Origin of the sequence: Paraburkholderia sp. JPY465 (genome assembly GCF_050436725.1) — a bacterium.
Taxonomy (GTDB): domain Bacteria; phylum Pseudomonadota; class Gammaproteobacteria; order Burkholderiales; family Burkholderiaceae; genus Paraburkholderia; species Paraburkholderia youngii.
In genome coordinates, this window is the sequence record NZ_JBNDMT010000003.1 from 3099784 (window position 1) to 3115745 (window position 15962).

The 15962-nt window shown below is 65.2% G+C and carries 13 protein-coding genes and 1 pseudogene; 11 read left to right on the forward strand and 3 right to left on the reverse strand.

The window, feature by feature from the left end:
- Positions 1 to 39: 39 nt before the first annotated feature.
- Positions 40 to 1293: an ABC transporter substrate-binding protein gene (locus QFZ94_RS28945; protein WP_429461095.1), complete on the reverse strand. Its 1254-nt coding sequence runs from the start codon at positions 1291 to 1293 to the stop codon at positions 40 to 42.
- Positions 1294 to 1489: 196 nt separating this feature from the next.
- Complete coding sequence (locus tag QFZ94_RS28950) at positions 1490 to 2473, reverse strand: fumarylacetoacetate hydrolase family protein (protein WP_429461097.1); 984 nt, start codon at positions 2471 to 2473, stop codon at positions 1490 to 1492.
- A 21-nt stretch (positions 2474 to 2494) separates the two neighbouring features.
- Here QFZ94_RS28950 and QFZ94_RS28955 point away from each other — a divergent pair, with 21 nt between their 5' ends.
- The 7 genes and pseudogenes from QFZ94_RS28955 to QFZ94_RS28985 all read left to right on the forward strand — a co-directional run bounded on the left by QFZ94_RS28955 (position 2495) and on the right by QFZ94_RS28985 (position 10749).
- A complete protein-coding gene (locus QFZ94_RS28955) occupies positions 2495 to 3559 on the forward strand; it encodes an IclR family transcriptional regulator (protein WP_429461946.1) in 1065 nt (354 codons plus the stop codon).
- Positions 3560 to 3600: 41 nt separating this feature from the next.
- Positions 3601 to 4890 carry a DUF3108 domain-containing protein gene (locus QFZ94_RS28960; RefSeq protein WP_429461099.1) on the forward strand — a complete coding sequence of 430 codons (1290 nt, stop codon included), beginning with the start codon at positions 3601 to 3603 and terminating at the stop codon, positions 4888 to 4890.
- A gap of 151 nt (positions 4891 to 5041) precedes the next feature.
- The gene (locus QFZ94_RS28965; protein ID WP_429461101.1) at positions 5042 to 5830 is read left to right on the forward strand and encodes an alpha/beta fold hydrolase; all 789 of its coding nucleotides are present in this window, start codon (positions 5042 to 5044) and stop codon (positions 5828 to 5830) included.
- Positions 5831 to 5949: 119 nt separating this feature from the next.
- Positions 5950 to 6207 (forward strand): BTH_I0359 family protein, encoded by a 258-nt coding sequence (locus QFZ94_RS28970; protein ID WP_013088223.1) that lies wholly within the window; start codon positions 5950 to 5952, stop codon positions 6205 to 6207.
- 296 nt (positions 6208 to 6503) lie between these two features.
- A complete protein-coding gene (locus QFZ94_RS28975) occupies positions 6504 to 7574 on the forward strand; it encodes a homocysteine S-methyltransferase family protein (RefSeq protein WP_176383760.1) in 1071 nt (356 codons plus the stop codon).
- 62 nt (positions 7575 to 7636) lie between these two features.
- Positions 7637 to 10363 (forward strand): annotated as a pseudogene (metH, locus tag QFZ94_RS28980) (methionine synthase); the annotation flags it as partial.
- Positions 10364 to 10551: 188 nt separating this feature from the next.
- Positions 10552 to 10749 (forward strand): acid-shock protein, encoded by a 198-nt coding sequence (locus tag QFZ94_RS28985; RefSeq protein WP_368583330.1) that lies wholly within the window; start codon positions 10552 to 10554, stop codon positions 10747 to 10749.
- Positions 10750 to 10880: 131 nt separating this feature from the next.
- Here the strand turns inward: QFZ94_RS28985 and QFZ94_RS28990 are convergent, their stop codons facing one another.
- Positions 10881 to 11207, reverse strand: coding sequence for a DUF1840 domain-containing protein (locus tag QFZ94_RS28990; protein ID WP_013088219.1), 327 nt, complete (start codon positions 11205 to 11207; stop codon positions 10881 to 10883).
- Positions 11208 to 11669: 462 nt separating this feature from the next.
- Here QFZ94_RS28990 and argS point away from each other — a divergent pair, with 462 nt between their 5' ends.
- The 4 genes from argS to QFZ94_RS29010 all read left to right on the forward strand — a co-directional run bounded on the left by argS (position 11670) and on the right by QFZ94_RS29010 (position 15959).
- Complete coding sequence (gene argS / locus QFZ94_RS28995) at positions 11670 to 13460, forward strand: arginine--tRNA ligase (RefSeq protein WP_410848230.1); 1791 nt, start codon at positions 11670 to 11672, stop codon at positions 13458 to 13460.
- Between the two features lie 79 nt (positions 13461 to 13539).
- Positions 13540 to 14355, forward strand: a complete 816-nt coding sequence (locus tag QFZ94_RS29000) for an SPOR domain-containing protein (RefSeq protein WP_368583328.1) — start codon at positions 13540 to 13542, stop codon at positions 14353 to 14355.
- Between the two features lie 176 nt (positions 14356 to 14531).
- Positions 14532 to 15170, forward strand: coding sequence for a thiol:disulfide interchange protein DsbA/DsbL (locus tag QFZ94_RS29005; RefSeq protein ID WP_176109704.1), 639 nt, complete (start codon positions 14532 to 14534; stop codon positions 15168 to 15170).
- A gap of 15 nt (positions 15171 to 15185) precedes the next feature.
- The gene (locus tag QFZ94_RS29010; RefSeq protein WP_429461104.1) at positions 15186 to 15959 is read left to right on the forward strand and encodes an SDR family oxidoreductase; all 774 of its coding nucleotides are present in this window, start codon (positions 15186 to 15188) and stop codon (positions 15957 to 15959) included.
- The last annotated feature ends 3 nt before the right edge of the window (positions 15960 to 15962 follow it).

Sequence of the window (15962 nt, forward strand, 5' to 3'; positions counted from 1 at the left end):
GGTGATTCGTTCAGTCGCGCGCGGAACGTCGCGACCCGTTCAATGCGGCTGATAAAGCCACTTGCCATTAGTGATTTCGACCATCACGCGCGCGCGCTGATCGAGCCCGAGATGATCGGCCGCGCTCATGTTGACGACGCCGTTGGTATCCGCGAGACCGCGGGTTCCTTCGAGCGCGTCGCGCAGCGCGCGGCGAAACGCCGGCGTGCCTGGCGCGCCGCTCTTCAACGCGAGCGGAATCGCGTGCTCGAGCAATGCGTCCGCGTCCGACGTGTACGAACCGAACGCCGACACGCTGCCCGCGCCGTGCTGCGCCTCAAACCGCGCGATGTATTCGAGCGCGAGGCGCCTGGCCGGATGGTCGGCCGGCAATTGCGCGGCGACCAGCACCGGGCTCGCGGGCAGGAACGTGCCGTTGCAATCGGCGCCGCACACACGCAGGAAGTCGTTATTGCCGACGCCGTGGTTGTGATAGATGACGCCCTTGTAGCCGCGCTCGCGCAGCGTTTTCGGCGGCAGCGCGGCAGGTGTGCCGGCCGCGCCGACCACCACCGCGTCGGGGTGAGTCGCGAGAATCTTCAGCACCTGGCCGGTCACGCTCGGATCGGTGCGATTGAAGCGTTCGCTCGCGACCACGTCGATGTGATGCAGTTGCGCGAATTTCGCGACCTCGGCGTAGAACGTCTCGCCGAGCGCGTCGGCCTGGCCGATGAACGCGATCGTCTTCACGCCGTGTCCGCTCGCATGCTCGGCGATCGCCGAGGCCATCATCGCGTCGGTCTGCGGCGTCTTGAAGACCCAGCGACGTTTTGCATCGACCGGTTCGATGATTTTCGCGGACGACGCGAGCGAGATCATCGGCGTTTCGCCCTCGGCGACCACGTCGATCATCGCGAGCGAATTCGGCGTGATCGACGAGCCGATGATCGCGTCGACATGATTTTCGCTGATGAGTTTCTTGGTGTCCTGCACGGCTTGGGTCGTGTCCGAGGCATCGTCGAGCACGATGTACTCGACGGTTTGCCCGCCGATCTGTTTCGGCAGCAGCGCGACCGTGTCGCGCGCGGGAATGCCGAGCGATGCGGCAGGCCCGGTCAGCGACAACACGAGACCGATCTTCACCTGCGCGAACGATGTCAGCGGCAACGCGCAGACGAGCGCGGCGCACAGCGTCGCGGCGCGCCGCGCGAAGCGCCGGCCGCGTTGATACGAGCCACGCGCGCTCGTGCGCGCTTGAACGAGTGACGCATCAGCGCGTCGATGTCCAGCTGCGGGGAAGTTCAATCGCGGCATGCTGTCTCCTCACGTCGGGGTTTTCGTTGTGATGTAGTGCCGATGTGCTACCGATGCGTCGCTGCACGCTATCTGACATTGGCGCCGTCCCAGCCGGCGCGCCAGTCAGTGTAGCCGCGCGCGCGGGCGGTGGCATCGGGCGAAACCCTTTCGCGCGTGCCGCCGCGTCAACGCATTGCCGCGTGAGCGCCGCGCTTCATTCGAGCGGCGCGATGCTCTGCTCAATCGCACCGAAAATCGACTTGCCCGCGTCGTCGAACATTTCGATCTTCACGGTGTCGCCGTACTTCATGAACTCCGTTTGCGGCGCGCCGTGCTCGATCGTTTCGAGGCAGCGCTTCTCCGCGATACAGCAGTAGCCGCGCTTCGCGTCCTTGTTCGACACCGTGCCCGAACCGACGATAGAACCAGCACGCAGATTGCGCGTCTTCGCCGCATGGGCGATCAGCTGACCGAAGTGAAACACCATATCGGTGCCCGCGTCGGGCTGGCCGACTTTCCTTCCGTTCCAGTGGACGATCATCGGCCGATGCACGCGGCCTTCGCGCCAATGCTCGCCGAGCTCGTCGGGCGTCACCGCGACCGGCGCGAACGACGTGGCCGGCTTGCTCTGGAAAAAGCCGAAGCCCTTCGCGAGTTCGGCTGGAATCAGCTGGCGCAATGACACGTCGTTGACGAGCGTCACCAGCCGCACGCCGCGCAACGCCTGCTCGGGCGTTGCGCCCATCGGCACGTCAGCGGTGATGACCGCGACTTCGGCCTCGAAGTCGATGCCGTACTGTTCCGATGCGCACACGATGTCATCGCGAGGGCCGATGAAGTCGTCGCTGCCGCCTTGGTACATCAGCGGGTCGGTCCAGAATTCGGGCGGCATTTCCGCGCCGCGTGCGCGCCGCACGAGTTCCACATGGTTCACGTACGATGAACCGTCGGCCCACTGGAACGCGCGCGGCAGTGGCGCCATGCACTCTTTGGCGTCGAACGAAAAGCTGTTGCGCGCGCGGCCCTGGTTCAGCGCATCGTAAAGGTCGTGCAGTTGCGGCGCGTAGAAGGCCCAGTCGTCGAGCACGCGCTGCAGCGTGGGCGCGATCGCGTCGGCGATGGCCGCCGTGTGCAGGTCGCGGGACACGACGATCAGTTGACCGTCGCGCGTGCCGTCCTTCAGCGAGGCAAGTTTCATAGAGCTGTGAACCGTGTGTTAGTGACGATGGAAGGAATCTATTCTACGATGGTGAATCGGCGCGGCCCAAGATGTGCGTGTTCGTCGTCGTTGTCACTGCCACCATCGCCGTTACGCGCCTTTTTCGATTACCGAACGCGCTGCCCGCGCCCTTTGCACATGTCCGCCAACGCCCGCTCCGGCACGATCCGCACCCGCACCGACCCCGCGTCCGCCGACGAACTGCTCGAACCCGCCGATGCCACCGACGCAACCGGCGCCGATGACGAAGCCGGCGAACCCGGCGAAGAAAAACTGCGCTCAGGCATCCAGTCGATCGAGGTCGGGTTCAGGCTGCTCGACGTGCTGACCCGCGAGCCGCGCGCGATGATGCTGCGCGATCTCGCGCAGCGCGCGGGCATGAGTCCGGCGAAGGCGCATCGCTATCTGGTCAGCTTTCTGCGTCTCGGCGTGGTCGCGCAGGACCCGCTGTCGGGCCGCTACGAACTCGGCGGCTTCGCGTTGCAGTTGGGGCTCGCGCGGCTCGCGCGGGTCGACGGCGTGAAGCTCGCGCGCATCGCGCTCGCCGAGTTGCGCGACCGGCTCGATCAGACGGTCGGCATCGCGGTGTGGGGTAATCAGGGGCCGACGATGGTGCACTGGATGGAGTCGAGCTATCCGGCCAAGGCATCGCTGAAACTCGGCGACGTGATGCCCTTGCTCAGTTCCGCGACCGGTCTGCTGTTCGCCGCCTACCTGCCATCCGGCAAGACCGACGCGATGATCGAGCGCGAGCTGGCCGACTCGCGGCGTTCGTCGCATAGCGGCGCGCCGCGCACCCGCGAAGACGTCGACAAGGTGCTCGCTGAAGTGCGCGAGCACGAGGCCGCGCGAGTCGAAGGCATGCTGCTGCCGACGATCCACGCGTTTTCGATGCCGGTGTTCGATTCGACCGGCGACCTCGCGCTCGCTCTCGTCGCGCTCGGCCATGAAGGCGCGTTCGATATCCGCTGGGGTGGCGAAATCGATACCGCGCTGCGCGAATGCGCGCGCAAGCTGTCGTACGAACTCGGCTATAGCGCGACACCGCGTAGCGACAACGGTTGATACGCGCCAGACCTTTCAAGCTCTCACCGATTCAAGCGCCGATGGATTTTGCTTCCGCCAGCCGCCGTCATGATCGCCTTCCCGCTTTGGGCAGCGGGCCGGGACGCGGCGCGCGCGCGGGGCGCTGGATCGCGGTGCTCGTGGCCGTGGCGGTCTTGCACTGGATCGCGGCGCAATGGTTCGAGCGCAATCGAATGGATCTGAATCCGGCAAATCGCGAGCATGTGCCGGTGCAGGTCGCGCTGCTGACGCCCGAGAGGGTCCAGCGTCAACCGGCGCCAAAACCGGCCGCGCCGGCACCGCACCCGCCCGCGCCTACACGCAAGCCCGCGGCGCGTGCGCCGCGCGAGCAGCATGTGCTGAGCGCGTTGCAGCCGGCCAAGCCGACCGAGCCGGCGGCCACGCCGGCATCGGAGGTCGCGGCAAGCGCGCCGCCCGCCGCCGCGAGCGCGAATGCGCCGGTCAATGCCAATGCCAGCGGCGCCGCCGCGAGCGCCGCTGGCGCGGCCAGCGCGCCGCAAGCGTCGCAGGGCCTGAAGTTTTCGGTGCCGCCGTCGGGCGAACTCGACTACGACACGTTCTACAACGGCGTGCGCAACGCGCCCGGCACGATCCATTGGGCGAGCAATGGGCAAGGCTACGAAATGGTCGTATCGGTGCCGCTGCCGTTCGTCGGCCCGTTCGTGTTTTCAAGCCACGGCGGGATCGATGCGTTTGGCCTCGCGCCGGCGCAGTACAGCGAAAAGCGTGGCCGTCGCGCGGAAGACATCGCGATTTTCAATCGCAGCGACAAGAAGATCGGCTTCACGCGCACGCCCGCCTCGTTGCCGTTGCCCGACGGCGCGCAGGACCGCTTCAGCGTCGTGATGCAGCTCGCGAGCCTCGTGCGCGGCGATCCTGACGCCTATAAGCCTGGCGTGACGCGACAGTTTTTCGTCGTCGATTCCGATAGCGGCGAGAACTGGCCGATCGAGACGATCGGCGACGAAACGATCCGCGCCGCGCAGGGCTATCTGCAGACGCGTCATTTCAAACGTCTGCCGCGGCACGATGGCGACCAGCGCCGTATCGACGTGTGGCTTGCGCCGTCGCTCGGCTGGCTGCCTGCGCGCATTCTGCAGACTGAGCCGAACGGTACCCAGTTCGAGCTGGTGTGGCGCGGCAAGCTGAATGTCGATGGGGCGCCGGCGGAGGATGCCATGCCCGCCGCTACCTCCGCCAAGAGCCCTGCAACGCCAGCGCCGTCGCCAGCCGACGCATCGGCAGTAACGCCCGAGCCCGCCCCCGCAGCACCGGTCGATTCAACCGCTCCAACAATCATCAAACCGTGACACTGGTCGTGACACAGTGTCACGAGCAGAACCGCCCGAGATCGGCGAAACTTACTTTGCAACACTGACTCGCACGTCAATGGAGCCTCCGTTTGCGCGAACGGGGCGACCCACCGCGCTTTTTCACTGCGTTTCCTTCAAAGGAGTCTGCATGCAAGTGAACATCAACGGTATCGACACACGCTATGTGCTGAGCAACGAAGGCGGCGGCCCGTGGCTCACGTTCATCCATCAGCTGGGCGGTGATCTTTCCATCTGGGATCAGATGGCCGGCTATTTCCGCGACGACTACACGGTGCTGCGCTACGACGTGCGCGGCCACGGCCACAGCGCGGTCGCGCGCGAGCCGTTCGGCATGCGCGATCTGGCCGACGATCTCGCCCAACTGCTCGATGCGCTCGGCGCGCCGACGACGCACCTGGTCGGCCTGTCGCTCGGCGGCATGATCGCGCAGCAATTCGCGCTCGACCATCCATCGCGTCTCGACACGCTGACGATCGCCGACAGCACCGGCGGCACGCCGCCCGAAAACCGCGAGTTGTGGAATCAGCGCGCCCACACCGCTCGCAGCGACGGCATGGAGGCGCTGCTACCGTCGACCATCGCGCGTTGGCTCACGCCCGACTTTCAGGCCCGGCATCCCGAAGCGGTCGAGCCGATCCGTGAGGCATTTGCGCGCACCCCGCCGGAAGGCTTCGCGATGGCGTGCGAGGCGCTGCGCGACTTCGACCTGCGCGGCAAACACGGCGCGATCCGCGTGCCTACGCTGACGGTGGCCGGACGTCACGATACGGGCACGCCCCCTGCTGCTACGCAGGCAATAGCGGAGGCGATCGAGGGCGCCCGCTTCGAGTTGCTGGATGCCGCGCATCTCGCGCCCGTCGAGCAATCTCACCGTTTTGCCGCGTTGCTTGAATCGTTTCTGGAGCGGCGAGTCTAACCGTCAGGTCCGGAGTTTTTTACTTGCGTCGTCCGGACCCACCCCTTGAATTCCATCCCCCACGCTCCACCTATGTTGCAGAAAAGGGCAGGAGCCCAACGGAAATAAGGAGTGTCGCCATGCAAATGATCTATAACAGCCCTAACTACTGTGTCGTCGAGTTTCCTCCGCAGGAAGGTCAGCTGGCCATGAAGTCGGGCGGCTACGAGATTGTCGACAAGAACATGCAGCGCGAAATCTACATCGACGGTGCAATGGCGGCGCGTTTTCGCGAGCATGTGCAAAAGCTGATCGAAGGCGAGCCGACGCTCGACGAGGTCGACGAATTCCTCGGTCAATTCGACAGCTTGATGCACCAACCCGTTGTTCTGCATTGACCGGAGGGGTTCAGCTGGCGCTCAGGCGACATCAACCGACCGTACCGCGCGGCTTTTGCGGCGGGTTCCATCTTGCGGTCGGCGGCAACGAAAACGGCCCGGCAGGCTTTGGCTTGCCGGGCTATTTTTTATTGCTTCGTTTGTTAGCGCGTTCTGAATTGCTGGCGCGACGCATTCCTATCGGTCGATTTTGCCGGCCGCGCCTCAGACCCGTCTCCCGCTCGCCGGGCGCATCCGCGCGGCAGCGGCTACAATGACAGGCTTTCCGCCAACGCCGGCGCAAGCCCTCGTCCGCCATGACCCAGCCTGCTCAATCCATCACGCCAGTCCGTTCCGAGCCCGCCTATACCCGCGGCGCAGCGCTGCCCGCGCTGCTGAACTCGCGCATCCTGATCCTGGACGGCGCGATGGGCACGATGATCCAGCGCTACAAGCTCGACGAAGCCAGCTATCGCGGCGAACGCTTCAAGGACTACGCGCGCGACATCAAGGGCAACAACGAACTGCTGTCGATCACCCAGCCGCAGATCATCTCGGAGATTCACGAGCAATATCTGGCGGCAGGCGCGGACATCATCGAGACCAACACGTTCGGTGCGACCACGGTCGCGCAGGCCGACTACGGCATGGAGTCGCTCGCCGTCGAGATGAACATCGAATCGGCGAAGCTCGCGCGCGCCGCGTGCGATAAATACGCGACCCCGGACAAGCCGCGCTTCGTCGCCGGCGCAATCGGCCCGACGCCGAAAACCGCCAGCATCTCGCCGGACGTCAACGATCCGGGCGCCCGCAATGTGACCTTCGACGAACTGCACGCCGCGTACTACGAGCAGGCGAAAGCGCTGCTCGACGGCGGCGCGGACCTGTTCCTCGTCGAAACGATCTTCGACACGCTGAACGCGAAGGCCGCGCTGTTCGCGCTCGACGAACTGTTCGAAAACACCGGCGAGCGTCTGCCGATCATGATCTCGGGCACCGTCACCGATGCCTCGGGCCGCATTCTGTCCGGCCAGACCGTCGAGGCCTTCTGGAATTCGCTGCGTCACGCGAAGCCGCTCACGTTCGGCCTGAACTGCGCGCTCGGCGCGGCGCTGATGCGCCCGTATATCGCCGAGCTCGCGAAGCTGTGCGACACCTACGTGTCGTGCTATCCGAACGCTGGTCTGCCGAACCCGATGAGCGACACCGGCTTCGACGAATTGCCCGCCGATACCTCGGGCCTGCTAAAGGAATTCGCCGAAGCGGGACTCGTGAACATCGCTGGCGGCTGCTGCGGCACGACGCCCGAGCACATCGCGGCGATCGCGAAGGCGCTCGCCGAGCTGAAGCCGCGCAAGTGGCCGAGCCAGTATCGCGACGCGGCCTGAGCCGGACTGACGCACTTCACCCCGAAGCCCAGCACGCCCCTTAACGCACGCACCCGACTCGCACATACGCCATGACCGATCACACCATGCGCCTTAGCGGCCTCGAGCCGTTCAACGTCACGTCCGGGACGCTCTTCATCAACGTTGGCGAACGCACCAACGTGACCGGCTCGAAAGCGTTCGCGCGAATGATCCTGAACAATCAGTTCGACGAGGCGTTGGCCGTCGCGCGCCAGCAGGTCGAGAACGGCGCGCAGGTCATCGACATCAACATGGACGAGGCGATGCTCGATTCGAAAGCGGCGATGGTGCGCTTCATGAATCTGATCGCGTCGGAGCCGGACATCGCGCGCGTGCCGATCATGATCGACTCGTCGAAGTGGGACGTGATCGAGGCGGGGCTCAAGTGCGTGCAGGGCAAGGCGATCGTCAATTCGATCTCGCTGAAGGAAGGCAAGGAGCAGTTCGTTCACCACGCGAAGCTGATTCGCCGCTACGGCGCGGCCAGCGTCGTGATGGCCTTCGACGAACAGGGCCAGGCCGATACGTTCGCGCGCAAGAAGGAAATCTGCCGGCGCTCGTACGAGATCCTCGTCAACGAAGTCGGCTTCCCGCCCGAAGACATCATCTTCGATCCGAACATCTTCGCGATCGCGACCGGCATCGAGGAACACAACAACTACGCAGTCGACTTCATCGAGGCGACGCGCTGGATCAAGCAGAACCTGCCGTACGCGAAGGTGAGCGGCGGCGTGTCGAACGTGTCGTTCTCGTTCCGCGGCAACGACCCGGTGCGCGAGGCGATTCACACCGTGTTCCTCTATCACGCGATCCAGGCGGGGATGGACATGGGCATCGTCAACGCGGGTCAGCTCGGCGTGTATGCCGAGCTCGATCCGGAACTGCGCGAGCGCGTCGAAGACGTCGTGCTGAATCGCCGCGAAGACGGTACCGACCGTCTGCTCGAAATCGCCGACAAGTTCAAGAGCGGCGCCGCGAAGAAGGAAGAGAACCTCGAGTGGCGCAACCAGCCGGTCGAAAAGCGTCTCGCGCACGCGCTCGTGAGCGGCATCACCACGTTCATCGTCGAAGACACCGAGGAAGTGCGCGCGAAGATCGCCGCCGAGGGCGGCCGTCCGATCAACGTGATCGAAGGCCCGCTGATGGACGGCATGAACATCGTCGGCGACCTGTTCGGCCAAGGCAAGATGTTCCTGCCGCAGGTCGTGAAGTCGGCGCGCGTGATGAAGCAGGCGGTCGCGCATCTGATCCCGTTCATCGAGGAAGAAAAGCGCCAACTCGCGGCGGCCGGCGGCGATGTGCGCGCGAAGGGCAAGATCATCATCGCGACCGTCAAGGGCGATGTGCACGACATCGGCAAGAACATCGTGTCGGTCGTGCTCCAGTGCAACAACTTCGAAGTGGTCAACATGGGCGTGATGGTCCCGTGCAACGAGATCCTCGCTAAGGCGAAGGTCGAGGGCGCGGACATCGTCGGGCTGTCGGGCCTAATTACGCCGAGTCTCGAAGAGATGGCCTACGTCGCGTCGGAAATGCAGCGCGACGACTACTTCCGCGTGAAGAAGATTCCGCTGCTGATCGGCGGCGCGACGACCTCGCGCGTGCACACCGCGGTGAAGATCGCGCCGCAGTACGATGGTCCGGTGGTCTACGTGCCGGACGCATCGCGCTCGGTGTCGGTCGCCTCGAGCCTGCTGTCCGACGAGGGCGCAGCAAAGTACATCGACGAATTGAACGCCGATTACAACCGCATCCGCGATCAGCACGCGAACAAAAAAGCGCAGCCGATGGTCACGCTCGCCGAAGCGCGCGCCAATAAGACGAAGATCGACTGGGCGGGCTATCAGCCGGTCAAGCCGAAGTTCATCGGCCGGCGCGTGTTCAAGAACTTCGATCTGAACGAACTCGCGAACTATATCGACTGGGGTCCGTTTTTCCAGACGTGGGATCTCGCCGGCCCGTATCCGGCGATCCTCAACGACGAGATCGTCGGCGAATCGGCGCGGCGCGTGTTCTCCGACGGCAAGTCGATGCTCGCGCGTCTGATCCAGGGCCGCTGGCTGCAGGCCAACGGCGTGATCACGCTGCTGCCGGCCAACACGGTGAACGACGACGACATCGAAATCTACACGGACGAATCGCGCACCGACGTCGCGCTCACCTGGCGCAATCTGCGTCAACAGAGCGTGCGGCCGGTGGTCGACGGGGTGATGCGACCGAACCGGTCGCTCGCCGACTTCATCGCGCCGAAGGACTCGGGCGTCGCCGACTACATCGGCATGTTCGCGGTGACGGCGGGTCTTGGCGTCGACGTCAAGGAGAAGCAGTTCGAGAAGGATCTCGATGACTACAGCGCGATCATGCTGAAGGCGCTCGCGGACCGGCTCGCCGAAGCGTTCGCCGAAGCGATGCACGCGCGTGTGCGGCGCGACCTGTGGGGCTACGCGAACAGCGAAAACCTGTCCAACGACGAACTGATCGCCGAAAAATACCGCGGCATCCGCCCGGCGCCGGGCTACCCGGCCTGCCCCGATCACCTCGTCAAGCGAGACATGTTCGAGGTGCTGCAGGCGAACGAAATCGGCATGAGCGTGACCGAATCGCTGGCGATGCTGCCGGCGGCGAGCGTGTCGGGCTTCTACCTCGCGCATCCGGACAGCACCTATTTCTCGGTCGGCAAGATCGGCGCGGATCAGCTCGACGACTATGCACAGCGGATGTCGCTCTCGAAAGCGGACGCCGAGCGCGCGTTGGCGCCGTTGCTTTGAGCGTGAAACGACGCGTGGTCCGGCCGTGCGGCCCGGGCCGCGCATGCGCGACTATATCGAGTCCGAAAGACTGAATATTTGGCGCCACGGCAATTTCGGCTTTGTAGACTGAGTCGACTTTCATCCCGTCAGGCGCGAGCACAACGCGCCGGCTCACCGAGATTGCAACCGTCAACGGAGAAAATCGTATGAAGAAGCTGACGCTGTTATTGACCGCTGTTTCACTGGCCGCGGGTGCTTCCGTGGCGCTCGCGCAACCCGCCGCGCCGGGCGGATCGAGCTCGGTCAGTTCCTACTCGCCCCCCACCGAGACGCATGTCAAAAAGGCGAAGAAGCAAAAGATGAAGAAGGGCGCGGCAGCGTCGGCGGCCTCCGAGAGCCAATGAGCGGCACGGCGGATAAAACCTTCTGAATGACAAAGAGCCCGCGTCGAGCGGGCTCTTTTCTTTGGTGCGCCACCAGAGCGCTTATGAAGACTTTCTGAGTCCGGGCCGCGGCGCTCGGAACCCGCCAGAAATCAGATCCCCCAAACGATATCCGCGTTTTCCTTCTGCGCCGCGCGCAGCATGTCGAGGAACGGATACGCGCGCTGCGCGAGACCGGGCGGAATCTCGTGACGATCGCGGCCGTCCTCGCCCTCGTGGAAATGACCCTCGTGCTCGGCGCGCTCCTGCTTGTCGGACGTGATCGCCGCTTCGAGTTTTTCGATGGCCGGGCCCAGTTCGTCGTGAGTAATGACGCCCCGCTGCCCAAGGCGTTTGCCGACAATGCCGACCAGATACTGCGCCAGATTCTCCAGCATCATCACGTCCGGGCAGGCGTGGCACTTGAAAGTAATCAGCATGACTGTTCCCTTTTTCGTTATGTCGGGTGAGCGCACGAGCGTCCCAAGGGCGGCAACTGCGCGCGCCTGACGTGGCGCCGGCAAGGCGCGGCGGCCACACCCCTCGCGGGCAACTCATTGAACATATTAGCACCTGCTAAAATCCGTCTGAACGGAAAAGCACGCCGCCCAGCGCCACGTACGGCGCGGCTCGACGAGCATCGCGCACGCGGGCAACCCGGGGGCGTCGAATCATCGGCCGCAATCCGCATACCGCGCGAGCCTGCGTAACGGCAAGCCGCCGTGCGGAGTCCACCGCGTTGCGCTGCTTGCGTTGCGAGTGGTCGCATCGCCTCGGGGATGCTCTGCCAGCGGCGCAGCCATCAGCGCCGCAAAGCGCGGCCGCGCTTCACGCTTGCGACACCGGCCGCGGCCGGCGCCTCTTCCGCCTTACCGGATTGCCTCACTGGACTTGCAACAAGCATGCTGCCCGCACATAAACACACACTCGAAACACTGCTCGCCGACACGGTGAAGCAGGTCGCGACCGCCACGCAAGGCGCGACCGAAGCCGCTTTCGTCTCGCCCGCCATCGCGCTGGAGCGCCCGAAAGTCGCCGCGCACGGCGACGTCGCGTGCAACGTCGCGATGCAGCTCGCCAAGCCGCTGCGCGCCAATCCGCGCCAGCTCGCGCAACAGATCGTCGATGCGCTGCTCGTCAATCCGCAGGCCAAAGGCCTGATCGAGACCGCCGAAGTGGCGGGTCCCGGCTTCATCAACCTGCGCCTCACGGCCGCGGCCAAGCAAGGCGCGATCGCCGCCGTGTTCGCCGAGAAGGACGCGTACGGCCGCTCGCGGCGCGACGCCGGCAAGCACGTGCTGATCGAGTTCGTGTCGGCCAACCCGACCGGCCCGTTGCACGTCGGCCACGGCCGCCAGGCCGCGCTCGGCGACGCGCTTGCGCACGTGCTCGAGTCGCAGGGCTGGGACGTGCATCGCGAGTTCTACTACAACGACGCCGGCGTCCAGATCCAAACGCTCGCGCTGTCGACTCAGGCACGCGCACGCGGCCTCGCCCCCGGCGACGAAGGCTGGCCCGCGTCGGCCTACAACGGCGAGTACATCGCCGACATCGCGAAGGACTATCTGAACGGCGTCACGGTCGAGGCGAGCGACGGCGAGCCCGTCACCGGCGCGCGCGACGTCGAGGACCTCGAGGCGATCCGCCGCTTCGCCGTCACGTATCTGCGTCGCGAGCAGGACATGGACCTGCAGGCGTTCGGCGTGAAGTTCGACCAGTACTATCTGGAATCGTCGCTTTACACGGAAGGCCGGGTCGAGAAAACCGTCGACGCGCTGATCGCCGCGGGCAAGACCTACGAGCAGGAAGGCGCGCTGTGGCTGCGCACCACCGACGACGGCGACGACAAGGACCGCGTGATGCGCAAGACCGACGGCACCTACACGTACTTCGTGCCGGACGTCGCCTATCACGTCGCGAAGTGGGAGCGCGGCTTCACCAAGGTCATCAACGTGCAGGGCTCGGATCACCACGGCACGATCGCGCGAGTGCGCGCCGGTCTGCAGGGTCTCGGCATCGGCATTCCGAAGGGCTACCCCGACTACATCCTGCACAAGATGGTCACGGTCATGCGCAACGGCGAAGAGGTGAAGATCTCCAAGCGCGCGGGCAGCTACGTGACGGTGCGCGACCTGATCGAATGGTCGGGCGGCGCGACGCCGGGCTCGGAAGCGGCCGTCGATCTGATCGACGAGGAAACCATCCGCCGCGGCCGCGATGCGGTGCGCTTTTTCCTGATCTCGCGCAAGGCGGACACCGAGTTCGTGTTCGACATCGACCTCGCGCTGAAGCAGAACGACGAGAATCCGGTGCACTACGTGCAGTATGCGCACGCGCGCATCTGCTCGGTGATCGCCGAATGCAACGCGCGCTACGGCTTCGACGAGAGCACGCTCGCGAGCGTAGATGTCGCGCCACTCACGAGCGAGCGCGCAATGGCGCTGCTCAACAAGCTCGCCGAATTCCCGGACATGCTGCAGCACGCCGCCGACGAGCTCGCGCCGCACGCGGTCGCGTTCTACTTGCGAGAACTCGCCGGCGAATTTCACTCGTTCTACAATGATCGTGCCGAGCGCGTGCTGGTCGACGATGCGGCCGAACGCAACGCTCGCGTCGCGCTGCTCGCGGCCACGCGCCAGGTGCTGGCCAACGGTCTCGCGACGATCGGCGTCTCCGCTCCCGTCAAGATGTAACTCCTCCAGCGTAATATGCGCGCGGCCGTCGCTATAATCGGCGGCCGTTCCTGGATTCTTTTTGCAGGTGATTCGTACGATGGCAAAACCACGCCGCACAACAAAGCAATCGAAGCAAACCGGGGGCACTTTTCTCGGCATCGTGCTGGGCCTGATCGTCGGCCTGGCGATCGCGGTGGTGGTGGCGCTGTATATCACCCGTGCGCCTACGCCGTTCGTGTCGAAGGTCGCGCCGCCGGCGCCGACCGACAACGGCGCGAGCCAGGCGCAATACGACCCGAACCGTCCGCTGCAAGGCAAGACGCCGGGTCAGCCGGTGCCGCAGGCCGCGCAACCGGCGCCGCCGAACACCGCGCCGGGTCAGACCAACGCGCAGACCCAGTCGGGCATGCTCGAAGAACCGCAGATCGTCGAAGTGCCGCCGTCGGGCGGCAATGCGAATAACAACGGCACGGCGGTCGCACCGAGCCCCGCGCAGGAAAACGGCACCGGCGGCATCGTCGCGCCCGCGCCGGCGAAGAAGCCGCAGACCTCGAGCGCGCCGGCCGCCACTGCGGCAGGCTCGGCGCCGAAGAGCCCGAGCACGACCACCCTGGCCAACGTCAAGCCTGGCTCGGCTGCCGCGCCCGCCCCCGCACCCGCACCGGGCGACGCGAACACCGGCTACTTCCTGCAGGTCGGCGCGTACAAGACCGCCGCCGATGCCGAACAGCAGCGCGCGCGCCTCGCGTTCCAGGGCTTCGAATCGAAGGTCACGCAGCGCGATGCCGGCGGCGTCACGTACTACCGCGTGCGCATCGGGCCGTTCTCGAAGTTCGAGGACATGAATTCGAGCCGTCAGCGTCTGTCGGACGCGGGTGTCGATACCGCCGTGATCCGCTTCACCAAACAATAAATAAACGGTAATGCCGGCTCGCGCGGCGCGTCGAACTATCGGCGCGACGCGCGAGTCACAAGCACGATGGCCGCTTCGACCTGTATTGTGGCGGGCGACCACACCGAATCCCACCAGCGGTGACGGGCCTTTCGCATGGCGTCGCCGCGCTACCGCCTTATCTGGGTCTACACGACATGAAAAAACTGCTGAGCATCCTGTTTCTCTCGCTGGGCCTGATCGCGGCGAGCGCGCATGCGTCGCCGACCGCGCCGGTCGCCGGCAAGGACTACACCGTGCTGGCCACGCCGCAACCTACCGACGTGCCGGCCGGCAAGATCGAAGTCATCGAATTCTTCTGGTACGGCTGCCCGCACTGCAATGAATTCAACCCGTTCCTCGAAGCATGGGTCAAGAAGCAGGCCCCGGACGTCGTGTTCCGCCGCGTGCCGGTCGCCTTCCGCGACGACTTCATCCCGCACTCGAAGATGTTCCACGCGCTCGACGCGCTCGGCCTCGCGAACGAACTGACGCCGAAGGTCTTCAACGAAATCCACGTCAACAAGAACTATCTGCTGACGCCGGAAGACCAGACCAAATTCCTGGCGAAGTTCGGCGTCGATCCGAAGAAGTACATGGAAGCGTACAACTCGTTCTCGACGCAAAGCGCGCTGCAAAAGGACAAGAAACTGCTCGACGGGTTCAAGATCGACGGCGTGCCGACGCTCGCCGTGCAGGGCAAGTATTTGACTGGCCCGGCCGCGACCGGCACCCTGCCGGGCACGATCCAGGTGCTTGACTACCTCGTCTCGCAAGTCCGCGCCAAAAAGATGTAATCACGAGGCGCCGGTATGACCTCTCCACTGAAGGTTTTCATTACCGGCGCTTCGAGCGGCATCGGCCTCGCGCTCGCCGGCGAATATGCACGGCGCGGCGCGATTCTCGGCCTCGTCGCCCGCCGCGGCGACGCGCTCGCCGCGTTCCAGCAGTCCCATCCCCGGAACACTGTCTCTATCTATGCGCTCGACGTGCGCGACGCGGAAGCGCTCGCCGATGCGGCCGCGCGCTTCATCGGCGAGCACGGCCTGCCCGACGTCGTGATCGCCAACGCCGGCATCAGCCGCGGCGCGCTGACCGGTCACGGCGATCTACGCACGTTTCGCGAGGTGATGGACATCAATTACTTCGGGATGATCGCGACGTTCGAGCCGTTCGCCGCCGCGATGGCCGACACGAAACGCGGCACGCTGGTCGGCATTGCGAGCGTCGCCGGTGTGCGCGGCTTGCCGGGCTCGGGCGCGTACAGCGCGTCGAAATCGGCGGCGCTGAAGTATCTCGAAGCTTTGCGCGTCGAGATGCGGCCGTTCGGCGTCGGTGTCGTGACGATCGCGCCCGGCTATATCCGCACGCCGATGACCGAGCACAATCCGTACAACATGCCGTTCCTGATGGACGCCGACCGCTTCGCGGCGAAGGTCGCGCGGGCGGTCGAACGGCAGACCTCGTTCGCGGTGTTTCCGTGGCAGATGCGCGTGGCCGCGATGTTGCTGCACGCGCTGCCGCGCTGGCTCTACGATCGCGTGTTCGAACGCGCGCCGCGCAAGCCGCGCGCCGCCACCGAGTAAGCC